Below are 22,858 nucleotides of genomic sequence, written 5' to 3'. Positions count from 1 at the left end.
CCCAAAGTTGGATAAAATAAAGGCAACCCAGAAACGGAGGCGGGCTCCTTGAACACCAGCGACGCGACGCAAGACGTCGATCGGCTCTACCGCGAATACAAGCCCCTGTTGACTTCGATCGCTTACCGGATGCTCGGTTCGATGAGCGAAGCCGAAGATGCCGTGCAGGACGTGTTCGTCGCCGTCAGCCGGCTGAGCGGCAGCGGAGAGATCGAGCATCCGAAGGCATATCTCGTCAAAATGACGACGAACCGCGCGCTCAATATGATGAAGGCCGCGCCTCGCCGCCGGGAGAGCTACCCGGGACCCTGGCTGCCCGAGCCCATCATCGAGCTGGACGACAAGGAGCAGCCGCTTGAGCAACTGCTGCGGCAGGAACGGCTTGGCTACGCGATGCTCGTCCTGCTGCAGACGTGCACGCCGCCGGAGCGGGCCGTGTTCGTGCTGCGGGAGTCGTTCGGCTACGACTACGCCGAGATCGCGTCTATGCTCGACAAAAGCGAGGCCGCCTGCCGAAAAATTTTCAGCCGCGCCTCCGCCAAGATCGGCCACCTGACGGCAGAAGAGCAGGAGACGTCGCCGGACCCCGCGATGGACCGCTTCGTCCGCTCGTTCGAAGAGGCGCTCGCATCCGGACGCCCGGATTCTTTGATCCACCTGCTCGCCGAGGATGCGGTGCTGCTGAGCGACGGGGGCGGTATCGTGCGCGCGGCGATCAATCCGATCGAAGGCCCGGCGCGCATCGCCGCGTTCTTCGTGGGCATCGCCGGCAAGGGCTCCCTCGACGGCCGCTGGCGGCGCGTGCGCATCAGCGGTCAGCCAGGGCTATTGCTGGAGCGGGAGCAACTGACGCCGATCGCCTTCGCCATTGAGCCCGACGGCCTCGGCGGGATTCGCGCCATCTACATGGTGTCCAATCCGGAGAAGCTGACGCGCATCTCTTTCTAGCGACTTCCCTTCTCCCTCCGTCCGCAACAGCCTTGCATGAGCGCGCCGGTCCTTTGACCCATCGCCATCGAGACGGAGCGCCGACGCAGCAAAAAGGATGGGGCAGCAGGCGCCGCTCCATCCTTGGGGCATAGATTTATCTCAGTGCAAGTCCACGGTCTTGTTCAGATCCGAGTCCGGTCTGTCGTGACCGGTCAGCCGCTGGAACAGGTGCGTGACCATTTTCATTTTGCTGCCCGTTTCCCAATACTCGGCCGTCTCCGCCCTGACCTTGATCAGCACCAGATTCGGATCGTCGTACGTCGTGTCGAGCAGCTTCTCGTAGGCGACGTTCCAGAACTCGCGGATCTTGGCCGGGTCGCTCACCAGCTCGGCTTCGCCGCGCACCGACACGTACGATTTGCCCGCGTAGGCGACGTTTACGCGCGGATCCTCCAGCAGCTCCTCGTATTTGTCTGTATCCTTGGACGTCAGAAACCACAGGTCCCCGTCGAACTCCACCTCTTGCGTCTTGAGCGGGCGCGACACCAGACCTTCGGGCGTCACCGTCGTGAGCATGGCGGTATCGATTCCCTTGATCAGGTCTCTTACCTTATCGATCGCTTCCTGGCTGGCCGTATGAATATTTGGCATGTCCTCACCTCATCGTTTAGAATAACGCCTTTCGACGCTCTCCGTATTATTTAAACCTAAACTACGCCCACTCAACCAACGGGGCTGCCTCCCGCAGCAAAGCATTGACGCACGGAAAGAATGAGGCGTAAAATAATTCTTCGGTAAGTCCATAGAAGTAGATCAGGCATGAACAAAGGAAGAGGTTGAACCGTTTTGAATTTTAAGGCTGTCGCAATTTGCTTATATATCGTCGGCATTTATTGGCTTTCGTCGCGCATGCCCGCCATGCACGCTTTATTTTTCCCGACGCTAGGCGCTTTTAGCCTGCTTTTTATCGCGCATCCGTTTTCTCCGGGCAAACTGGGAAAGGTGGCCTTTGGCGCAGTCGTTGCTGTCTTGATCGGTACGACTTTATCGTACGTTTCCCAGAGCGCGCTGTCCTTGTTGATCGACTTGCTCGTCGTCATTTACTTGATCAACCGGTTTAAATGGAATGCGCCGCCGATTCTCGCCGTGTCGCTGATTCCGTTTTTCGTGCATACGAATTACATCTGGGTCATTCCGGCGTCCGTTTGCGTCTCCCTGATCGGGCTGGTCCTCACGCTGTGGATCGCCCATCATGTAGAGCGCATTATTCCCGTGCAGACACGGCGCGCCAGTCAGGCGGAGTCCGGCTAACACTAAAAGAAGCGAATCGCCCTCTGCCGCGGCGCATTCGCTTTTTTTATATCCTCCCGGAGGAGGCGGCAAGCTTGATTTTGCATAAAGGCGAGATTTTGTTTCGGCAAGGAGAGTCGGGACCGCTGTATCGTCTGAAAAGCGGCCTGCTCAAGATCGTGCGCCTCCATCCGGACGGCTCGCAGTATCTGGTCAACATCATCGTTCCCGGAGAAACGATCCCCCACCACTCGCTCATCAGCCCCAAACCGTACTTCGGCACAGCGGTCGCGCTGTCCACCAGCGAGATCGACGTGCTGCCGGCAGCGGAGTGGTATGAGGAACTGGCACAGGATCCCGCGCGATACCGGAACGTGGCGCTCCTGCTGCAGGACCGGCTAAGTCTGCTGCAGCAGCGATTCGACCAGTTGACCGAGACGTCTCCGGCGGAAAAGCTCAAAAAGCTCGCCGCCTGGTTCGAGACGTATATCGGGCCGGCGCCGCTCGCCGACGTGCTGACGCAAGAAGAGATCGGCCAGTTCGTCGGGCTCCGCCGCGAGACGGTCAATCGGCTGCTGCGCAAACAGCAGCCGCTGCCGTAGTTTCCTCGGGAGCCGGTTCAAGCTTCAACGGTATTTGTCTTAGTCTCCGCTTCCGCCCCCAGCAAGCTGCCGGACGGTCCGAAAAACTCGAAACGCATCCGCTCCTCCCCAATCCCCCACGCCCGCAGCGCGGCATATACCGTCCTCATAAACGCGGTCGGCCCGCAGAAGTAGAAACTCGCCTCCGTTGTCGGGACCACTTGCTGCAACCAGAACAGATCGACGTATCCTTCCTTGTGAAAAGCCCCCGTCTCCCGGTCCGATGCCGACGGGCGGCTATAGCACCAGTGCGCGGACACGTGCGGGCCGTTCGCCGCGACTTCCTCCGCTTCTTGCCGCAGCGCATGAGCGGCCCCGCTCCGCGCCGCATGAATGAACGTAATCTCGCGTCCAGGCTGCGCTTCCGCCGCGGCCTTCAGCATGCTGACCATCGGCGTCAGCCCCACGCCGCCGCTGATGAGCACGAGCGGCCGGGTGTCCGTCAGGTCAAGCACGAACTCGCCTGCCGGCGCCGACAGATGCAGCGCGTCCCCTTCTTCAACCTGCGCGTGCAGGTACGAAGACACCTTGCCTGCCGGCTTGCCGGGAAGCGCATCTTCTCTTTTCACCGAGATCCGGTAATACGGCTTGCCAGGCGCATCGGACAGGCTGTACTGGCGAATATGCGTATTGGCCTCGCCCGGAATGTCGAGCCGCACGCTGATATACTGCCCCGGCTCGAAGGCCGCGAGCGCCCCGCCGTCCGCCGGCACTAGATAGAACGACGTGACGACGTCGCTCTCCGCCACCTTGCGCGCGACGCGAAACGCTCTGAAGCCCGCCCAGCCGCCGTCCTGCTTTTCCGCATGCTCGTACATGCCTTCCTCAACTTGGATGAAGACGTTCGCGATGATGCCGTACGCCTCCGCCCAGGCACCCAGTATGTCATCCGTCGCCGCGTCGCCGAGTACGTCCTTAATCGCGCCCAGCAGATACTTGCCGACGATCGGATACTGATCGGCCTTCACGCCGAGGCTGCGGTGCTTGTGCGCGATCTGCTTCACGACCGGCAGGATCGATTCCAGCTTGTCGATGTGCAGCGCCGCGGCGTATACGACGTTGGCAAGCGCGGTCTGCTGCCTGCCCTGGCTCTGGTTCGCATGATTGAACAGATTCAGCAGCTCCGGATGCGCCGCGAACATGGTTTTGTAGAAGTGCTTAGTAATCGTCGTGCCGTGCTCCTCGAGCACGGGCGCCGTGGATTTAATGATCTCTATCGTGCGGGAACTAAGCATGTCAGTTCTCCTCGCTTTCATTACTTGGGATGAACCAAGTATATAAAAGCGGGGGGTCGCGCCTGTGTGATCTCGATCACACTAAATCGCAAGGATGTGTGAAGAGACGGCTAAGCCTTTCTCAGGTAAACGTTCAACCGTTCCGAAAATAAAAACATCGCAGCCGCCGAGAGTGCGAGGTAAGACGGGAATACGCCGATGGTCGAATGCGAGGCGAGAAAGCCGAGCAGCGGCGGCATCAGCGTGCTGCCCGTATAAGCGACGGCCATCTGGTAGCCCATGATGGACGGCGCATGCCGCTTGCCGAACCGGATCGGCGTCTCGTGCAGCATGCACGGATAGATCGGCGCGAGGCCTAAGCCTATGATCATCAAGCCCGCGAAGGAGAAGCCCGCCGGCAGCGGGAGGACGAGCAGCGCGGCGCCCGCGAGCGCCGTCGCCTGCCCGCAGCGGATGAGCGCGCGATTGCCGACCTTGAAGGTGACGAAGCCCGTAATCAGCCGGCCGATCGTGATGCCCATATAGTACATAGACACCCATTGCGCGGCGGTCGAAGCTGACAGGCCTTTGACGCCAACGAGATAGCTGCTGCCCCACAGACCGACGGTCGATTCGACGCCGCAATAGAACAAAAAGGAAACGAGCGCCAGCTTGACGCCCTTGACCTGCAGGGGCTTGACCGGCCTTGTATCGGCGTCGCCTTCCGGCAGGGCGGCGTCCTCCCCTTCCCGATGCGCGGAAGCGCTCCGGCGGCTCCGCGCCACGCGGTCCCACAAGGGCAGCGTGGCGAACAAAATGACGACGAGGACGAATTGAATCCCCGCCACGGCGAGGTACCCGTCTCTCCAGGAACCCGAGCCCGTTCCCGCGATATAGCGTGCCATGATCATCGGCCCCAGCGTAGCGCCGACGCCCCAGAAGCAGTGCAGCCAGCTCATATGCCGGGCTTCGTAATGCTCGGCCACATAGTTGTTGAGCCCGGCATCGACGGAGCCGCCGCCGAGTCCGAGCGGGATGGCGAAGAGGATGAGCCAGATCAGCGAGGGAGACTGGGAAAAGCCGAGCAGGGCCCCCGCGGTCATGACGCAGCTGATCGCCGCGACTTTTCCCGTGCCGAACCGCTTCAAGACGGCTCCGCTCGCCAGGCTGGACACGATGGTGCCCGCGGCGACGATCATATAAAGAACGCCCGCGGTCCCGAGCGGCGCGTTTATGTCTGCATGCATGACGGGCCACGACGCGCCCAGCAGCGAATCCGGCAAGCCCAGGCTGATAAATGCGAGATAAATAATCAATAAAAAGAAGGTTGCCATTCGCTTGCTCCTTTAAATCCGCATGCAGAAATCTGCAACTGGAAGTGAGTATGCTGGAAGATCTTAAGCCGCAATCATACGCTCGCGCCGGAGATCATCCGATGAAGCCCGAGACTCCGCAGCCCGTCCAGATAATCCTGCCGCCAGTCGCTCGCGGTCAGGTCAGGCAGATGCGCCGGCGGCACGTAGGCGGCACTTCGCTCCGCGATCCGGTCCAGCAGCGTCTCGCTTACCTCGTCCCGGCAAAATACGATCGTATGCGGGTTCAGAATCGCCGTGCAGGAGGCGACCATCCGGCTGACGGCATCCAGCTCCCTTTCGTTCATCCGGCCCGGCGGCGATGCATGAGCGCGATCCAGCGCCTGCGTAAAGTTCCGGTCCTCATACTGAGGCAGGAAGGACACCTCTCCGGCGAAAAAGGTGCTCCCGCGCACGATGTCCCCGTTCACGAGGATGCCGGCGCCCGGACCGTTCTGACCGAAGTACAGGTAGACGATCGACGGATTGACGTGCTCGCTTTTCTTTTCGTTGAAGCCCAGGACGGCGGCATTCATGTCGTTCTCAACGACGACCGGGATCCGGAACCGCTCCTCCAGATATCCTTTCAGATCGAAGTCGTGGAAAGCCTCGTAGCAAGGAATAAAAATGATTTTTCCGTTGTTTACCGCCCCGGGGACGCCGACCGCTATCGCGCGAATCCTGGGGTGCCGTTCGAGAATCTGCGCGATATACGCCGATAGCGTCTCCGCGTTCCCTTCGAGCAGGCTCGTAGTCGATCCCCGTTCCTTGGCTTCGCCCAGGCAATTGAAGACCGCGTAATGGGTCTCGTTCTTTTCCAGAAACAGGGCAAGACCCAGCATATGCTCGGGATTGTACGCATACCGCTGCGCCCGCCGTCCGCCGCTCGACTCGTCGAGTCCCGCCGCAACCAGCTCCCCTTCGCTCTCCATGTCGGACAGAAACTTGCTGATCGTCGGGAAGCTGATGCCCAGCATGGCGCTGAGCTCGACCTTGGTCATGCTGCCATGCGTGAGCAGCGCGGCGCGTATGCCGCTGTAGATCAGTCGGCTGCGGTCTTTGGGTGTCGCGATTCGTTCCTTCACGGGGTTACCGCCTTTCGCTGCGCCGACTTATTAAAACATTTTAATAAGTAGTTGTCGCAAGTTTAGCAGATGCGGCGCGTTTTGAACAGCACAAAAAGGAGGGGGCGAGCCCCCTCTCTCTCTGGATAGCGATATCCCTCATTCTTATTTCACCGCACCGACCGTAGCATCGGCTTGCTGTGTCGCCAGCTTGCGGTACACCTTCGCGTACACCCATACGGCGTTGATCAGCAGCAGCGCGCCGGTCAAGCCGAACACGTACCGAAGGCCGAACCACGCCGCGACCTGGCCGCCCAGCACGGAGCCGGCGAACACGCCGAGATATCCCGCGGACATGGAAAATCCGAACACCCTGCCCGTGATCTGCTGCGGCGTGATCTTTTTGAGCAGGATATTGACCGCCGGCGTGAGTCCGGCGGACGTCAGCCCCAGCAGGAAGCGCAGAATCATGAGCTGCCACGGAGCGGTGACGAACGCTTGGGGAATGAACAGCAAGCCCGCCACGGCGATCGATGCAAGCATGACCTTGTGCGCGCCGATCCGGTCGGACAGCTTGCCTAGCCGCGGGGCTGCGAAGATGTTGGCGAGGCCCGACGCCGAGAACGTAATGCCCGCGATCAGCGCGACATGTCCGGCACCGCCGGATAGATGCTTGATATATACGGTGAGGATCGGCTCGACCGAGTACAGGGCGATCGTAAGCACGAAAAAGGTGGCGAACAGGACGAGCGTGAGACTTTTCTCGGGAACGAGGCCCCAGATTTCCTTGAACCGAAGCACCCGTTTGTCCTCGCGCTCGAACGATTCCCGCACGAACAGCGCGGTCGCGACAAAAGCGACGAACAGCAGCGCGCCCGTGAAAAAAAACACGTCGCGCATCCCGAGGTTCTCGCCGATGAAGCCGCCGACCGTCGGACCGAGCAGCGATCCGGCGATGCTCGCCGTAGAGAGGGTAGCGAGCGCGTAGCCCGCATGCTCTTTATCCGTCTGCGTGGCGATCATGGTCGTGCAGGCCGTCCCGTAGCCCGTGATGACGCCTTGCAGCAGCCGGAGCCCGATCAGCACGTACACGTTATGCGCGAAGCCCATGCAGCCGATGACGATCGCCATGCCGAGGCTCGCGCGCAGCAGCATCGGCTTGCGTCCGAACCGGTCGGCCGCGTGCCCCCAGATCGGCGAGAAGATCGCCGACACGATAAACGTAATGCCGAACGCGAGACCGGACAGCTGGGAGACGTACGCCTTATCTTCAATGCCCAGATGCTGGATAAACAGCGGCAGCACCGGGGCGAGCTGGCTCATGCCTATGCCCGTGACGAACATCCCGAACCAGCATACGATCAGATTTCTTTTCCATATCGGCATAGCCGACAAGCCTTCTTTCAGCCGCGGGAACGGCAGCCGGTCCCGCGATTCGTTAGTTCAAGCCGTCCGCCCATTCGCCCGCGGTCAGCACGTCCGCCTGGCGCGGGAAAACTTTCTCGGTGAGCACGCGGTGCACTTCGGGGTCGGCATCGAGGCAGGCGTCAGAAAGCACCGTCAGAGCGAAGTCCCGGTCCGCCGCTTCCCGCAGCGTCGACAGCACGACGCCGCTCGTGGAGACGCCGCAGAGGACGAGCGATTCGATCCCGCGCGCTCGGAGAAGGACGTCGAGCCCGCTGCCCGCGAACGCGCTGACCCGAACCTTGGTGACCACAGGCTCGCCCGGCTCGGGCCGCACCTCGTCGAGAATCTGCGTGCCCGCGTCCTCGACCGTCGCGCCGCCGTATTGGGCCAGTCCGGCGAACATTTTATTGCCCGGATGAACCTCGGGATACCCTTCGCGGAAGGCGAGCCGGACATAAATGACCTGAACGCCGTGCGCTCGCGCCGCGCGAACGGCCGTCTGGAATGGCCGCCAACGCGCCTCGTCCATCGCGTATCTCGCGACGATCGACTGCTGCATATCCATGACGAGCAGCGCCGTCTTGCCGGATTGTCGTTCCATGTTGAACACTCCCCTGCACCATGATAATATTAACCGGAGAACTCTCCACTTGATATTAAGCGGAGACCTCTCCGCTGTCAAGCGCATGCCTATTCGCAAGCCGACTGAAAGGGGAAGCCAGCATGGACGATAAAGAAGAAGCAGCCCTGCGCCCGGAGCGGCGCGATGCCGCCGAGAACCGCCAGCGCATACTGGACGCTGCGCTTCGGCTGTTCAACAGGCACGGCGCCGGCCAGGTCAGCATGAACCAGATCGCGACCGAGGCGCAGATCGGCCCGGGCACGCTCTATCGCAGATACCGCAACAAAAGCGAGCTGTGCCTCGATCTGATGAAGGACAACATCGTCCTTCTTTTCGACGATATCGAAGCTTATCTCGAGACCCATCGCGACGGCTCGCCGAGCCTGCGGCTGCGGGGCATCGTGAGCCTGTTCGTCGGTTTCCGCGAGAAAAAGAACCAGCTGCTGGCGGGCGTCGAGGAGTCCCCGCCGGCCAACCGCACCAGGCCGAGAGCGCTCAGTCCGCTGTACGGGCAGCTGCACGAGATCCTGGTCGCGCAGTTCGAGGAGATGCGCGGATCCGCGCAGGCGAACGCCGTATTCAGAGCGGACATGCTGCTCGTGGCGCTCAGCAGCGAGTCCTACGCCGCGCAGCGGGACGTTCGCGGGCTGTCGCCGGAGGAAATCGTCGCGCAGCTCGAACTGACCTTTTTCCCGGAACGGAACTGACTGACGCGCCCGCGCCGACAAAATAAGCGCTCCCCGGACAATCGGAGAGCGCTCTGCCTTATGGCGCTATAAGGGCCTGTAGAGTCTTTCTAGTTTCCCATCCGGCGCTATGAACGCCGCATGCGTCTATCCCAACAACATCTCCGCCCCCGACTCCCCCGCGGCCGACAGCATCTCCTCGAACGCTTCCGGGCTCACCGGCCTCGAATAGAGATACCCCTGCCCCACCGGGCAGCCGTGCGCGACGAGCACCTGCCGTTGATGCTCGGACTCGATCCCTTCCGCGACGACGCCCAGGTTGAGGCCTAGCCCCAAGTCGATGATCGTCTTCAGCATGGACAGCTGGACGCGGTCGTCGATATCGTCGATGAAGGATTTGTCGATCTTGATCGTATCGACCGGCAGCTTCGGGATGATGAACAGCGACGAGTAACCCGTCCCGAAGTCGTCGATCGAGATGCTGATGCCCATCCTTCTGAGCGCGCGCAGCACGTCCGTGCTCTCCTTCACGTTTTGCATGATGCTCTCCGTGATCTCGAGCTCCAGGTAGGCGGCAGGCAAGCCCGTGCGCTGAAGGACGCTGCGGACCGACATGAGGAACTCTCGGTGCTGGAACTGGCGGACCGATACGTTGACCGATACGCACAGCGGCGGAAAGCCCTTGTCCTGCCAAGACTTGTTCTGCTCGCAGGCCCGCTCGAGTACCCAATCCCCGATCGCGACGATCTGGCCCGATTCCTCGGCGACGGGAATGAACTCCGCAGGGGAGACGACCCCGAGCTCCGGATGCTCCCAGCGAAGCAGCGCCTCCATGCCGATGATCCGCTTCGTCCGCAGCTCGACCTTCGGTTGATAGTGGAGCTTGAACTGGTTGCGCTCGATCGCCCGCCTGAGCTCGTGCTCCAGCTTCATTTTGCGAGCCATGATCGCGTGCAGCTCCGTGTTGTAGAACCGGAAGCTGTTTTTGCCGCTCTCCTTCGCCAGGTACATCGCCGCATCCGCGTATTTCAACAGGTCGTTGCTCGTACATCCGTTATCCGGGTAGATGCTGATGCCGATGCTCGGCGTCACGATGATCTCGATCTCCTCCCAACGGAACGGCTCCCGGAATTGCCCCAAAATCCGGTCTGCCGCGGCCGCGCACCAGGAGTTCTCGGCGTCGGTCAGAATGACGACGAATTCGTCGCCGCCCAGCCTGTAAAGAGGCGAACGGGCACCCACGCAGCGCCTCAAGCGTTCGGCGGTCTGAACCAGGATGAGGTCCCCGGCATGATGCCCCAGCGTATCGTTGATCACCTTGAAGCGGTCGAGGTCGATCAGCAGCAGTCCGGCCCGCACGCCCGCTTTGCCGATGATTCGTTCCAGATCCTGCTGGAAGCTGATTCGGTTCTTCAGGCCCGTGAGCGGATCGTGATAAGCCAGGTAGCGGTACTCGCCCATCAGCTTGTTCAGGACGCGCATCATGCGGAGCTGGCGCCCCATGACCAGCAGGAATAGCAGCAGCAGACCCAAGCTGAGCGCATTGAAGTCCCAATGACTGCTAAGCACGAAAAGGATGACCAGGACGGCGATGCTGGCGTACGTGAAAAAAGATTCTTTAATCTGCGCGTCCGGCTCGCGCTCCTGCATCGGATCCGTCTGTCCCTCTCCCGCATAGCGGCCGCCCAGTCCGATCAGCAGTAAGGCAAGCACCCAAAGCACGTCTACGAACTGGCCCGAGTACTGCTCTTGTTGCTCCGCGAGGTAGGCGTAACCGATGTCGCCCGCTACCTGTGACAGCATGCCCCAGACTACGAACAGCATCGAGCTGGTCAGCGCGCCCTGCTGCAGCAAGGAATAGTAAAGGATAAGGGTAATCAGGAAGATGCTCAGCGACGCCAGGGGGTAGACGACGGAGAGCAGCGTGACGAACGGCGATTCGTCGGCGATGGAGATGATCGGATTAATCACGAAGTGGACGCTGGCGCTGGTGGCCGTAACCGTAAAAACGATGATATTGAATACGTATCCGGCCCGGCCCGAGCGGCCGTGAATTTGCCTGTATTTGCAGAACAGCGCTGCGAGATAAAAACAATATGCGATTAGCCAGAAAATGTATGAGAAGGCGGAATACTCGGTCGCCATCGATGCAAGCTGCTTGTAGAGCAGCTGAAAATTCGAAAATGTGTTGAAGATTAAGCCGATGCCGAGCAGCAGCCAAAATCTGCTGGGGTTGCCGGTCAGTCTCAGGCCGGTCCTCAAGGTCCAATAAGCGCCGATTGCGCCTGCCGCGATCTGCAGCATATTCGAGCCTAAGACGCGCATCCAAGTATCATCCCAATAAATCAGATACCAGCTTCCGATGGCTGCAGTGAATCCGGCTAACAAAAATAAAGGCAAGCGTCCAGAACGTAACATAGTAATCCCTCACGATGACTAGAGAATGTGCAGCGATGCAATCGAGGAAATACATGGTGAAACCGCGTTTATTGCGAATAAATGAAAAGGCTATTCCCCACGGAAATAACCTGTCTTCTACAGATATTCCTTGGCGGCCCGGCGACCGTAGTTTCCCTTAGGCCCGTAGCTTTGCGTCCTCGCCTTTCGGCGAGTTTGCCTTTCACAAGACTCTTCAATTGGTTATATACTATCATTTTTCATACCAAATACATAGAACTATTTTCCTATAAAAGAAAAGATTTCGCTACCATTTCAATAGGCGGATGGCGATACGCGGAGGCGGCTTTTATTCATATAATGGGATACGAACGGAGGGGAGCGTCCTTGAGCAAACCCGGAGTATCCATTGTAGCTTGCACGAACCGTCCCGAATTTTTCGCCAACGTGCTGGATAATTACATGCGGCAGCGTTATGCGCCCAAGCAAATGATCGTTATCGTTAACAAAGACGGCATCGATCTGAAAGCCCTGCGCCGGCAGGCAGCCCGCTGCCCGGGCGTCACCGTCTACCGGGTGCCCGAGAGAATCTCCCTCGGCCAATGCCTCAACTGCGGCATTTCCAGGGCCAAGTACCCGCTCATCGCGAAGTTCGATCACGATGACTACTATTCGCCGTATTACCTGAACGAACAGGTCCGGGCGCTTCTGCGAACCGGCAGCTCCGTCGTCGGCAAGCATGCCTGCCTTGTCTACCTTGCCGCGAGCCGCCGGCTGATCGTCCGTTCGCCCGGCGAGCGGCAGCGCTTCATGAATTTCGTGCAGGGAGGCACGATCCTGTTCCGCAAAAAAGTGCTGAAGGACGCACGGTTCGCCGACATCTCCTTGGGCGAGGACGTGCGGTTCCTCCGAAGCTGTCGGAGAAATGGGCATCGGGTGTACGCGACCTCGCCTTACAACTACGTCTATGTCCGCCGCAAGGACAAAAGGACGCATACGTGGCGGGTGGAGGACCGTTACTATCTGAAGGGAAGCACCCCCGTCGCGGTGACGGATCGTTATCGTGCGTACGCGATTCGAAAGGCTTGAGCGTTGTCGGGACCAGCGCGCTTCGCTGAAGCGGGGTACTGAGTTCGAGGCTGCGTGTGGGTATAGCGATGCGGCGCATTCTTATTTGATCCGAAAGGCCCCACTGCGGGAGAATAACGATGTGCGGCATTCTTATTTGACCGGACATACGCGGAAGCGCGACAGTCATTTTCAGCAAATCAGGCCATCCCCTGCGGGATGGCCTGATTCATTGCCGTCAGCCTGAAGCATGATAATTATGCCGTCTTTGCCCGCGCTTCCGGCGCGGGAAGCGCCGCGCGCCGGCGGTGGTGCAGCATGACGTAGAACAGCACCGACAACAACGCGATCGAGCCCGCGCCGGCGTACATCATGCGATAATCCGAGACGGAGGCGATCACGCCCATAACGTATGAGCCGACGCCGTAGCCCAGGTCGAACATCAGAAAAAACGTGCCGGTCGCGCTGCCTCTCCGGTGCTCGGGCGCCAGCTTGATCGCCAGCGTCTGGAAGCAGGGCAGCAGCGCCCCGTACCCGATACCCATCGCGGCGCCGGTCAGCAGCACGGCGACCGCGGAGTGCGCCTGGCCGAGCACGATCATGCCGATCGCGAACAGCGCGATGCCGGGGTAATACAGGTAATGCTCCTTGTACCGGTCGAACACCCGCCCGATGACGGGACGGGAGGCGACGATCATCACCGCGAACACGACAAAAAACAGCGCCGTGACATGCGTCTGATGAATCTCCTCGGTAAAGGCCGCGAAAAAGCCGGACAGCGAGCTGTAGGCGAACGATACGACGAAGCCGACGATCGAGATCGGCAGCGCCTTCGGCTCGATCACGTCGCTCCAATGCAGGCGGCCCTTCTTCGCCCCGGTATTTGCCGCCACAGGCGCGGCGGGCCGCTCCGGCTCCGGCCTAGTCCCGGTCACCCGCATGCCAATCGCAAACGCGAGCGACAACGCCGCGATGACGCATACCGCAAGCAGCAGCACGTCCACGTTTTTGTCCTTCCACAGCCACAGGCCGAGCGCCGGCCCGATCGCCATCGCGATGCTCATGAACATGCTGTAGTACCCGACGCCTTCCCCCTGACGCGTGCGGGGAACGAGCGAAGTGGCGGCCGCGCTCGAAGCGGTCGACGCCACGGCATAGCTGACTCCGTGCACAAGGCGCACCGCGAGGAACAGCAGCATCCCTTTTGCGCCGAAATAAGCGATGCAAGCCGCCAGGAAGACGGCCAAGCCGATTACCGTCATCCTTTTTTTGCCGAACCGGTCCGCCCACATGCCGGACAGCGGCCTGCCGAGCACGCCTCCGACGACGTAGATCGTGATCGCGAGGCCCATCTGCTGCTGACTGCCATGCATGCTGTCCTTCACGTAAAGCGGAAAGGCCGTGGCCAATATATAAAACGTCAAAAACATAAAAAAGCTGCTCAAACAAACGACGACAAAGTCCCTCGTCCATATTTTCTCCTTGATCACAGCGGTAGGCTCTCCAATCTCCTCATAAAGCTTCTCTAGTGTGCAAACATTATAAGCCTCGTCAATTCATCATGTATAATACTAATTTTATGATAAATTGATCACATCAACGTTATATAAGGAGCGCGATCAAGCGGTGGAGTTTTTGCAGCTCAAATATTTTCAAGCCGTAGCGAGGCTCGAGCATATTACGAAGGCCGCCAAGGAGCTTAACGTGTCCCAGCCCTCGCTGAGCAATGCGATCGGGCGGCTCGAAAAGCGGCTCGGCGTGCCGCTGTTCGTGCGCCAGGGCCGGCAGGTCAAGCTCAATGCGTTCGGCAAAACGTATCTGAGACGCGTCGAGCAGGCGTTTCTCGAGCTGGAGGAGGGCGAGCGCGAGCTGGCGGACATGGCGGGACCCGATCATGGCATCGTCTCGATCTCGGTGACGCTCCCCTATGTGCTGCCGACGCTGCTCAAGGACTTTCTGACCGCGCATCCGCATGTCCGGATCATCCAGCATCAGCTCGGCTCCGTACTTGAGATGAAGATGAAGCTGGCAAATGCCGACATCGACTTCTGCGTCTCTTCGACGCCGATCTCGGGCCCCGATATCGAGTGGCTGACCCTGGCGGAAGAGGAACTATGCCTGACCGTGCCCAGGCGGCACCGGTTCGCTGGGCGAGAGCGCATCGCGCTTGCCGAAGCGGCCGACGAGCCCTTCATCGCGCTGTCGCCGAGGTCCAACTTCAGGGAAATTACGGACAGCTTCTGCCGTCAGGCGGGTTTCGAGCCGCATGTCGCCTTCGAGCTCGAAGAGGTGAGCGCGATCCAGACGCTCGTCGAGATGGGGCTGGGCATCACCTTCACCCTGCCGCTCTCGCTCGGCAACCGGGCTTCGAGCCCGGACACCGTCCAGGTGAAAATCGCGGAGCCGGTCTGCCGGCGGACGTTCGGCATCGCCTGGAACAAGAAGCATTACCTCTCCGAAGCCGCCGTGCACTTCCGGCAGTTCGCGATCCAGTTTTTCGGAAAGCTGTAGCGAACGCAAATAAACGACTGCTCCCGCGAGGGAGAGTCGTTCATGCGCCATCCGAGCAACTATAAAGTCCGCCCCAGCGCCTCCACCAGATCCGGCCTGAAGGCGGTGCCGGAGAGCTTGCGTATCTCCTCGTAAGCCTCCGTGCGGGACATAGCCCTTCTATAGGAACGTTCCGTCGTCATCGCCAGGTATACCTCCGCCAGGCCAAGCATCTGGGAGAGCATCGGGATTCGGTCCGCCTTCAGGCGGTAAGGGTAGCCAGTACCGTCCACCCGCTCATGATGGTACAGGAAGGCGTTCTGAATCTCGGCGAACCCCGGCACGCCTTCGCACAGCTCCTTGGCCATGAAGCAATGCTCCTTGACGACCTCCAGCTCGAACCCGGTCAGCTTGCCTTCCTTTTCGAACATATAATCCGGCAGCTTCACCCGGCTGACGAAGTGCATCAGCGACAGCAGCTCGATCTCCCAATCCTGCCTGCCCGCGCCGCCGCATTCCGCATACAGCGCCTTCATGAGCGCGCTCATCCGCTCGATCTCCGCGCGCGAGGTCTGCGTCTTGCGCTCTCCGACGGGGATGAAGCACTGCAGCATATTGACCAGCTGCTGCCGCTGCTGCCGCAGCGCGCGCGCCTCCGCATGCCGTTCGCGCTGACCGTGCGCCGCCAGGACGATCGCGCCGAGGACCGTGCTTCCCGCGACAAGCGAGATGCGCGAGACCGCGGTCAGGACGGAATCGCCGGTCTCGATCGCGGCGGCAGGCCACCCCATGCATGCAGCGGCAGCGAACGATGGCAAGAAAAAGAGCACGTAAACGGCGTATGCCTTCGCGTTCGTCAACAGACTAGCCGCAACGGGCAGGAAGACGAGCGGCACCCAGGACGGCCAGGGCCACGGCGGGACATACGCGGCGGAGGCGACAGCCAGCAGCGTAACGAGCAGCAGCGCGACGAGCCGGACAGTCCTGCCGTCCCGCCCGCCGAGGCCCAAGCCATAATACGCGCTCCAGGCCAAGACGGCAAGGCAAGCCGATACGACCGCGTAAGTCAGGGATTCGCCATCCCTACGGACGGCAGCGTCCGCGAACCCCGCCAGAGCCGCCAAGGATTGCATGCATCCGGCTAATGCCAGGATCATGCGGTGAACCGGCAGCGTGACCAGCTTATGGAGTCTCACGCATTTCCCTCCCGACGCCCGACGCATTCTCCCGCGCTTGGAAAAAGACGCGCCCCTCCATGACTTGTCCGATGGCCGCCAGGATTTCTTCCGGATCCGTATCCTTCATCAGATAGCCGTCCACGCCCGCCCCGGCGGCCAGGTAAATATCCTCGCAGTCGTCGTAAGCCGTCAGAATGACGATCTTGATGGACGGGTCGCCCTCCTTCAGCCGACGCGCGACCTCGATGACGGGCAGCCCCGGCATTTTCAGATCGGTGACCAAGAGCTGCGGACGCAGCGTCCCGGCAAGCGCGAGCGCTTCATCCCCGTCGGATGCCTGTCCGAGCACGCGATAAGCGCCGCTGCCCGCCAGCAGCAAGTACAGGCCTGTCCGCGCACTATCGCGGTCGTCCGCGATCACGACGCTATGCATGCGCCATGCTCCTCTCCCGCGGAATCGCGGCCATAATCGTCGTCCCCGCCGGATTGCCGGCCGCGATCGAGAACGTCCCGTTCAATCCCTGAATGCGGCTCGCCATACCCCGCAGGCCATGCTTGCCTGCAGCCGCCGATTCGGCGTCCTGCCGGATTCCCTTGCCGTCGTCCTCGACGAGGATCGTCCACTGGACGCTCGTCACTTCCAAGCGGACCCGGAGCCTGCCGGCTTCGGCATGCTTGATGACGTTGTTCGCGGCTTCCTCGATAAAGTGGTAGATCGCCTCTTCGAGCTCGATCCGCTCCTGGGGCGCCCTGCCGGCGTTCTCAAAGACGAGCGTCACGCCCGTCCGGTCCGTGATTCGCCGCAGCATTTTTTCGATCGCATCCAGCAGGTTGAACCGCCGCTTCTCGCCCTTCAGCTCTTCGATCAGTCCGCGGACGTCGCGGTGGCTGTCCTTGACCTTCTTCTCGATCTGCGTCACCAAACGAATCGCTTGGCCGGAGTCGTCCTTTTGAAGCGCGCTCCTCAACTGGTACAGCTGTACCGAGCAGAAAAACAGCTCCTGCGCGATGCCGTCGTGAATCTTCTGAGCGACGGCGCTCCGCTCCGCGGCGATCGCGCGGTCGCGCATCGTCCCGAGCCCCCGGTTCAGGTCATAGTCGGCTTCGAACTTCATCATGACCAATCGGAGATACACCTTTTGAATGACAGAGAGCCCTTCCTGCTCCGCCTCGATCAGGAGCCATCCGTAGGCGTCGCCGCGCCGGTCGCGAAGCGTGCGGACATACAGCGAGGCCGTCTCTCCGAGCGGCGTGACGATCTTCGCGTATGTCTTGTCGGCGGCCGGCGGGTTCCGGGCGATCGTATTCGCGTAATACGCATGGATCCAGCTCGGGTTCGGATCGCTGCCGACGGATGCGCCGACGCAGAGCCAGACGCCCTGCCTGCCGAGCAGCCGCTTGAGCAGGTCTTCGGCGTGACGGGCCGCCGTCCATGGCCCCGCGTCCGCGACGGCCAGCCGGGGGGAGGCATAGATCGCGGTCAATTTTCGCAGGTGGGCGGTCCAGCCCTTGCGCATGGCATGAACGATAATCGCCGTCGCGTAGAAGAGGAGGAGATAGGTGAAATAAACCTGCCGAGCCGACGCGTATTCGTTGGCTGCCGTCCCGCCAAGCAGTGCGAGCGGCACGGGAAGCGCGATCAGATAGAGCAGCGTCGCCGCGTAAAATGCAGTCCATCGCATAAAGGGCTTCAACAGAGCGAGGCCTGACAGGCTATAAAAAACGAACGGCCCGGTCAAGCCTCCCGCGGCATATAACAATATCGGTTGAAAAAGGAGGTCGGCACATACGACCGCGGCAGAAGCGCGGCTCTTGAGCTTGCTCAGCCACAGGCAGGCGCAGACGGCCTGAAGAAGCGCAGCTGCGCCGATCACGCTCGCGCTGCCGGGTTCGGTCTGGCCGGCGTATAGAATCAGGCCGATTGCAAACAGCATCCACCTGATGCCAAGCGCGAGGTAGAGGCCAAATTTCCCATAAACCGACATCATTAAATTTTCTCCCAGAAAATTCCGAATGTTTATAGTAAAATAGTCTCTGCTCAGCTACAATGGTAACAAACGTATAAATAGGCTTAAATGACTAGATTTGATTATAGCACATGGATTCGAATTCGTTCGATGGGGGAATTCAGAAATGCTCAAATTGATGATCCTGGACGATCATCCGCTCGTTCGCCAGGGCATCCGGGGAATCGTATCGGTGGACGGCAAGGCCGACGTCGTCGGCGAGGCATCGACCGTGCAGGAAGCGCTCTCCGTCATGGAGCGGATGCTGCCCGATCTGGCGATCGTCGATCTGAATCTCGGGGGCGTCAGCGGACTGGAATTCATCCGGCAGGCAGGCGAGCTGGGATATTCGTGCAAATATCTCATCCTGACCTCCTCCGCTACACGCGCCGAGCTGCAGACGGCGCAGACACTTGGCGTCGACGGCATCTGTCTTAAGGAAGCGCTTCCGGAAGATTTGCTGTACGCGGTCGACGTCGTCGCGCGCGGCCGCAAGTACTACGACCCCCTGTTCATGGACAGTCTGATGGACAGCGGACCCACGGCCGAAGAGCGTGCCTTCGCCGAATTGACGCCCAAGGAGCTCGAGGTGCTGGTCGCGCTCGGACGCGGTTGCTCGAACAAGGACATCGCCAGAGCGCTATACATTACGGAGTTCACGGTAAAAAAACACGTCAGCCAGATTCTGTGCAAGCTGAATCTCGCAGACCGCACACAGGCCGCGCTGTACGCGCTGACCAAAGGGCTTGTCCGGTTCGAACTGGCTTCCGTGTAGCGAATGCTGCAAGCATGCTGCGCACCCTCGAATACATTACAGCTTCAGCGGCTTGCTGATCTTATGGAACGGAACCAGCGACATCAGCGCATAGCCTTTGATATCGCTGATATGCACCGTGCCCAGCTTGGGGTCCCGGCTGTCGAGGCTGGCTCCCGGAGTACGGTTGTCCCCCGCGACGAATAGATCGTCCTTCCCGACGGTCTGCTCCGCCATATCTTCCGAAGTCCCGTACGTATACAGCTCCACGAGCGGCACCTCGTTGACATAAGTGACGCCTTCCCTGATCGCGACGCGATCCCCGCCGACCGCAATGACCCGCTTCACGATGGTATAGCCGAGACGATCGTCCTTGACGGTGACGACGTCTCCGTATTCGGGCGCGCCGAGGAACAACGACAGCTTGTCCACCAGGAGCACACTCCCGTTCTGCAGCGTCGGATCCATCGAATGGCCGGAAACGCGCGTCAGCCCGATAAGATTATGGAGGATGAGCATCGCGACGGCGAGCAGCAGCACAAATCTGACCCATCCCCATACGCCGTTCTTCTTTTTGGCTGCCGAAGCCCGTGACGCCCGGGGCTTCAGGATTGCCGCTTCTTCTGTCATATCCGGAAGGCACCGCCTTGAAAATTAAGAATCGTAAACCGCGTCCGCGACGGACGGGGAACCTTGCGTCTGCGGCGTTTGCGGGGCTCCCGGCCCGTCCCTCGCTTCGGCCGGCGCTTCCCCTGCAGGCCGGTCGGCCGGCGGCACATAGGATTCAGCCGGCGGCGCGTAGGATTCGGCCAGCGCGCTCATCGCCGCCTTGGCGCTGTCCGCGATCGTCAGCAGCTTGCGCCGAATCTGCTCGCGGTCCTGCGTATTGTCGATGCTCATGCCCGCGATCAGCGCGTCCGCATATTGCTCGATCGCCTGCGCGTACAGCTTTTTCTGCTCGTCGGTATAGGCGTCGAGCTCCTGCGAGGAAGCTTCGAGTCGCAGCTTTAATTCTTCCTTTAACCGGGCCTTTTGCTTGTCGGTCTCGGACGACACGGACTGCGCCAGGCTTTGCATGGCGATATCCGTCTTCTTGCCGAACCAGGACGAGAGCGTGCCCGCGATATCCGCGTCCGCGTAAGCCATGCCCGTCGTCGCTGCGACGGCGACCGTTAAAGAAACAATTACAACTGCGACCTTCCTCCGAATCCCGGAGGCTTTGGCCTTTTCTTTTCTGCTTTTCATCGCGCTTCTCCTTTCGTACCCGGGTATCGATCTGCAAAGAACCGGAAGCCCCGCGCCGGGGCTTCCTTCGTCTTCGCGGCGCAGCGCGATATTATTGAATGCCTTGTACGATCGCGTCCAGATCGTTCAGGCTGTCGGTCAGCAGTTGGTCGCCCTTCGCATCGATCGCGGTCTTCGCTTCGGCCACGCCTGCATCCGTCAGCGTCTTCAGTTCGGCTTCGAGCGATGCAATCTTGCTGTCGAGGTTCGCTTTAACTTCGGCCGTCGCAGTTGTTTGCTCGCCGGCGAGGAGCGCTTGCAGCTCGGACTTGGTCGACGCGATCTCGACGTTCAGCGCGTTGACCGCTTGCGTCTTCGTGACCCCGACTTTCTCGTCAAGACGGTTCAGGTACGTATTCTTGTGGTTCTTGATGGCGTTGTTCAGCGCCTTCTTGTCTTCGGCGCCGATCGCGTCGACAGCCGCGTTCGCGGTGCCGTTCGTGGCAGCTACGAAAGCGTCGTACTCGCCCGGCATGCTGCTTGCGATCGCGCCTTGGGCAGAGTTGATTTGGTTCGTATATTGCGTGACTTGGCTGTTGATCGACTGTTGGACGGAAGTCGTCTTTGCGTTGCCCGCATCGCGGATATCGCGTTGAGCCTGGCCCTTCGTGTTCTCGACCGCAGCCGCATGCGCAGTCTTCTGCGTGCTGTAGTAGTTGGCGAAGTCGCCGGATACGGCAGCCTTTACCGCGGTGGAAGCCGTGGAGTACCAGCCTTGCAGCTGGGAGCCTGCGTCCGTTGCCGCGAATGCCGTTCCCATGGATGCGACCATTCCGACTACGATGGCGCCGACCGCTACTTTGCTCTTGATTCGTTTCATTGTTTATTCGTCTCCTCTGTTATGGTTTTATCGATTTATGGTAGTCCTGCTTAATTCCCGCTTGCCGCATAGCCCTTGGCGTCCAGCTCGCCCGTCATCTCCGAGATCGTGTCCGCCGCAAGCTTCTCGAGCTGATCGCTCTTCTCGGCCGTCTCGTCCACCACGTAAGACGCGAGCCGGTCGTGCATCTCGGCTTTGGCCGAATCGGCTGCAGCGTCCAGTTCGCTCGCGTAAGCTTCTCCAGCCGACCGTATCCCGGCCCCGGCCTTCTCGCCGCCGGCCCGCGCCGCTTGCCCGAGCGCCGCTTCCGCCTGCGCCGCCGATCGCTCCGCCGCATTCTCCGCGCGTTCTGCCGCTTGCGCCGTCTGCGCTTCGGTTTCGTCCGCGATCCCCTTTTTTGTCTGCTGCGTAAGCGCCTGATACCACTTCAGTACAGGCCGTCCTTCGTCGGATTGCGCGTGGATGCTGCCCGCCGCCAGCGATAGGGAGATCCCCGCCGAAGCGACGATCCATTTCCACCGATTCCGTTTCATGGGATGCCCTCCTCGGCGCGCGGCGCTGTCTTGCTAAATTCATTGTAAGGGGATTGGAAATCGAACGCCTCACTCGTAAGTGTTATCAATTGGTGATCGTTGGAGGGTATCGTTAGGTAGACTTTCGTACCATACACCGCGTGTGACGTGGTTTTGTATCGGTGTGGATCGGCTGCATGAAGGCGTTCATTGCGCAAGGCCGGCCGAAGTTGTTCCTACTTAGGAACGACGAGCCCCTCCATGCGCAAGGCGCCCAAACGCTCCTCCCTCCGCTCGATCCTGCCTGCCTCACAAACAAAAACCGCCCCGCAGTCCGTAATCGGACTTGCGGGACGGCTATCGGTCGGGCGGCTCGCTTGGCGCCCGAACAGGATTGCTCCCAACCTTTCGCCTCACTCCGTGCTCTGCCGCACCGGCAGGCTCCCCTTCCGCTGTGCGAGAATCTCGGGAATGTGCAGCTCGCGCAGGACGGCGGTCACCTCCTGCACGCTGTCCTTGCCGAATTTCTTCAGGATGCTGTGCACCTGCGACTTGAGCGTCGAAGGCTCGACGTGGCGCATCTTGCAGATCTCCTGGCGGTTGTAGTCCTTGAGCAGCAGGTCTAGCACCTCGAGCTCGGTCGGCGTGAGCATGGTGAGAATATGAAAATTGCGCAGCAGGCTGTCTTCGGCCGTCTTGATGCGCTTGAACTCGCGCGTAATCTTGCCGGCGATGTTGGCGTGCAGCGAGGGCATGTCGTAGTAGGCGTCCTTGACGGCGCTCAGGATGGCGTCGGCCGGCATGTTCTTGAGCAGATAGTTGGTGACGCCCAGCTCGAAGGCGCGGAACACGGCGTCGTCGGTCTCGCACACGGTCAGCATGACGACTTTGATCTCCGGCATATACGCCAAAATCTCCGACGTCGCCCGCATGCCCGCCTGCTTGTCCTCCAGTTCGATGTCCATGAGGATGATATCCGGCCGGTACAGCGCCGCGAGCATCGTCCCTTCGTAGCCGCTGGCCGCCCGCCCGACGCACGCGATCTGCGGATCCTTGGACAGGATCATCTGATAGCGCTTGGCGATGAGATTGTCGTCTTCTACGATGAGCACCTTGATGATCGGCTCGCTCATGATGTCTGCT

At 60.5% G+C, this 22,858-nt stretch carries 23 protein-coding genes and 1 riboswitch; of the genes, 7 read left to right on the top strand and 16 right to left on the bottom strand.

Translation table 11 applies throughout. The features are described from left to right. Positions 1–48 precede the first annotated feature (48 nt). On the top strand, positions 49–948 hold the full coding sequence (locus KB449_RS33395; protein WP_282912475.1) for a sigma-70 family RNA polymerase sigma factor: 900 nt from the start codon (positions 49–51) through the stop codon (positions 946–948). Positions 949–1,089: 141 nt separating this feature from the next. On the opposite strand, the gene KB449_RS33390 is transcribed toward KB449_RS33395, so the two are convergent. Then, on the bottom strand, positions 1,090–1,581 hold the full coding sequence (locus KB449_RS33390) for a pyridoxamine 5'-phosphate oxidase family protein (protein WP_282912474.1): 492 nt from the start codon (positions 1,579–1,581) through the stop codon (positions 1,090–1,092). A gap of 195 nt (positions 1,582–1,776) precedes the next feature. Between KB449_RS33390 and KB449_RS33385 the strand changes: the two genes are divergently transcribed. Continuing rightward, the gene (locus KB449_RS33385; protein ID WP_282912473.1) at positions 1,777–2,241 is read left to right on the top strand and encodes an HPP family protein; all 465 of its coding nucleotides are present in this window, start codon (positions 1,777–1,779) and stop codon (positions 2,239–2,241) included. 74 nt (positions 2,242–2,315) lie between these two features. Beyond that, entirely contained in the window at positions 2,316–2,822 is a 507-nt protein-coding gene (locus tag KB449_RS33380) for a Crp/Fnr family transcriptional regulator (protein ID WP_282912472.1), read from the top strand. 17 nt (positions 2,823–2,839) lie between these two features. Here KB449_RS33380 and hmpA read toward each other — a convergent pair whose 3' ends face one another. From hmpA to KB449_RS33355, 5 genes are all read right to left on the bottom strand, one after another. Beyond that, on the bottom strand, positions 2,840–4,096 hold the full coding sequence (hmpA, locus tag KB449_RS33375; RefSeq protein ID WP_282912471.1) for an NO-inducible flavohemoprotein: 1,257 nt from the start codon (positions 4,094–4,096) through the stop codon (positions 2,840–2,842). 110 nt (positions 4,097–4,206) lie between these two features. After that, positions 4,207–5,409, bottom strand: a complete 1,203-nt coding sequence (locus KB449_RS33370) for an MFS transporter (RefSeq protein ID WP_282912470.1) — start codon at positions 5,407–5,409, stop codon at positions 4,207–4,209. 74 nt (positions 5,410–5,483) lie between these two features. Then, positions 5,484–6,512 (bottom strand): ROK family transcriptional regulator, encoded by a 1,029-nt coding sequence (locus tag KB449_RS33365; RefSeq protein ID WP_282912469.1) that lies wholly within the window; start codon positions 6,510–6,512, stop codon positions 5,484–5,486. A 144-nt stretch (positions 6,513–6,656) separates the two neighbouring features. Next, positions 6,657–7,877: a multidrug efflux MFS transporter gene (locus KB449_RS33360; RefSeq protein WP_282912468.1), complete on the bottom strand. Its 1,221-nt coding sequence runs from the start codon at positions 7,875–7,877 to the stop codon at positions 6,657–6,659. Positions 7,878–7,929: 52 nt separating this feature from the next. Then, on the bottom strand, positions 7,930–8,499 hold the full coding sequence (locus KB449_RS33355) for a cysteine hydrolase family protein (protein ID WP_282912467.1): 570 nt from the start codon (positions 8,497–8,499) through the stop codon (positions 7,930–7,932). A 122-nt stretch (positions 8,500–8,621) separates the two neighbouring features. On the opposite strand from KB449_RS33355, the gene KB449_RS33350 reads away from it, so the two are divergent. Next, entirely contained in the window at positions 8,622–9,227 is a 606-nt protein-coding gene (locus KB449_RS33350; protein ID WP_282912466.1) for a TetR/AcrR family transcriptional regulator, read from the top strand. A 126-nt stretch (positions 9,228–9,353) separates the two neighbouring features. On the opposite strand, the gene KB449_RS33345 is transcribed toward KB449_RS33350, so the two are convergent. After that, complete coding sequence (locus KB449_RS33345) at positions 9,354–11,531, bottom strand: putative bifunctional diguanylate cyclase/phosphodiesterase (RefSeq protein WP_282912465.1); 2,178 nt, start codon at positions 11,529–11,531, stop codon at positions 9,354–9,356. A gap of 222 nt (positions 11,532–11,753) precedes the next feature. Beyond that, positions 11,754–11,834: riboswitch (cyclic di-GMP riboswitch) on the bottom strand. Positions 11,835–11,990: 156 nt separating this feature from the next. On the opposite strand from KB449_RS33345, the gene KB449_RS33340 reads away from it, so the two are divergent. Continuing rightward, the gene (locus KB449_RS33340) at positions 11,991–12,692 is read left to right on the top strand and encodes a glycosyltransferase family 2 protein (RefSeq protein WP_282912464.1); all 702 of its coding nucleotides are present in this window, start codon (positions 11,991–11,993) and stop codon (positions 12,690–12,692) included. Between the two features lie 236 nt (positions 12,693–12,928). On the opposite strand, the gene KB449_RS33335 is transcribed toward KB449_RS33340, so the two are convergent. Continuing rightward, positions 12,929–14,161 carry an MFS transporter gene (locus tag KB449_RS33335; RefSeq protein ID WP_282912463.1) on the bottom strand — a complete coding sequence of 411 codons (1,233 nt, stop codon included), beginning with the start codon at positions 14,159–14,161 and terminating at the stop codon, positions 12,929–12,931. Between the two features lie 136 nt (positions 14,162–14,297). Here KB449_RS33335 and KB449_RS33330 point away from each other — a divergent pair, with 136 nt between their 5' ends. Further along, positions 14,298–15,182 carry a LysR family transcriptional regulator gene (locus tag KB449_RS33330; RefSeq protein ID WP_282912462.1) on the top strand — a complete coding sequence of 295 codons (885 nt, stop codon included), beginning with the start codon at positions 14,298–14,300 and terminating at the stop codon, positions 15,180–15,182. A gap of 59 nt (positions 15,183–15,241) precedes the next feature. Here the strand turns inward: KB449_RS33330 and KB449_RS36685 are convergent, their stop codons facing one another. The 3 genes from KB449_RS36685 to KB449_RS33315 are packed head-to-tail and all read right to left on the bottom strand — an operon-like array spanning position 15,242 to position 18,327. Next, positions 15,242–16,357 carry an HD-GYP domain-containing protein gene (locus KB449_RS36685; RefSeq protein ID WP_282912461.1) on the bottom strand — a complete coding sequence of 372 codons (1,116 nt, stop codon included), beginning with the start codon at positions 16,355–16,357 and terminating at the stop codon, positions 15,242–15,244. Then, the gene (locus KB449_RS33320; RefSeq protein ID WP_282912460.1) at positions 16,344–16,772 is read right to left on the bottom strand and encodes a response regulator; all 429 of its coding nucleotides are present in this window, start codon (positions 16,770–16,772) and stop codon (positions 16,344–16,346) included. The genes KB449_RS36685 and KB449_RS33320 overlap by 14 nt, the downstream gene beginning before the upstream one ends. Further along, the gene (locus tag KB449_RS33315) at positions 16,765–18,327 is read right to left on the bottom strand and encodes a sensor histidine kinase (RefSeq protein WP_282912459.1); all 1,563 of its coding nucleotides are present in this window, start codon (positions 18,325–18,327) and stop codon (positions 16,765–16,767) included. The genes KB449_RS33320 and KB449_RS33315 overlap by 8 nt, the downstream gene beginning before the upstream one ends. A 145-nt stretch (positions 18,328–18,472) precedes the next feature. On the opposite strand from KB449_RS33315, the gene KB449_RS33310 reads away from it, so the two are divergent. Further along, entirely contained in the window at positions 18,473–19,120 is a 648-nt protein-coding gene (locus tag KB449_RS33310; protein WP_282912458.1) for a response regulator, read from the top strand. 36 nt (positions 19,121–19,156) lie between these two features. Here the strand turns inward: KB449_RS33310 and lepB are convergent, their stop codons facing one another. The 5 genes from lepB to KB449_RS33285 all read right to left on the bottom strand — a co-directional run bounded on the left by lepB (position 19,157) and on the right by KB449_RS33285 (position 22,848). Beyond that, entirely contained in the window at positions 19,157–19,729 is a 573-nt protein-coding gene (gene lepB / locus KB449_RS33305; RefSeq protein ID WP_282912457.1) for a signal peptidase I, read from the bottom strand. Between the two features lie 24 nt (positions 19,730–19,753). Next, positions 19,754–20,344, bottom strand: a complete 591-nt coding sequence (locus KB449_RS33300; RefSeq protein WP_282912456.1) for a hypothetical protein — start codon at positions 20,342–20,344, stop codon at positions 19,754–19,756. 91 nt (positions 20,345–20,435) lie between these two features. Further along, positions 20,436–21,203 carry a hypothetical protein gene (locus tag KB449_RS33295; RefSeq protein WP_282912455.1) on the bottom strand — a complete coding sequence of 256 codons (768 nt, stop codon included), beginning with the start codon at positions 21,201–21,203 and terminating at the stop codon, positions 20,436–20,438. A 50-nt stretch (positions 21,204–21,253) separates the two neighbouring features. Further along, on the bottom strand, positions 21,254–21,736 hold the full coding sequence (locus tag KB449_RS33290; protein WP_282912454.1) for a hypothetical protein: 483 nt from the start codon (positions 21,734–21,736) through the stop codon (positions 21,254–21,256). A gap of 392 nt (positions 21,737–22,128) precedes the next feature. Beyond that, complete coding sequence (locus KB449_RS33285; RefSeq protein ID WP_282912453.1) at positions 22,129–22,848, bottom strand: response regulator transcription factor; 720 nt, start codon at positions 22,846–22,848, stop codon at positions 22,129–22,131. Positions 22,849–22,858 lie beyond the last annotated feature (10 nt).

The sequence above is a fragment of the Cohnella hashimotonis genome, from assembly GCF_030014955.1.
Classification (GTDB): domain Bacteria; phylum Bacillota; class Bacilli; order Paenibacillales; family Paenibacillaceae; genus Cohnella; species Cohnella hashimotonis.
This window is presented reverse-complemented; position numbering and strand designations above follow the sequence as displayed.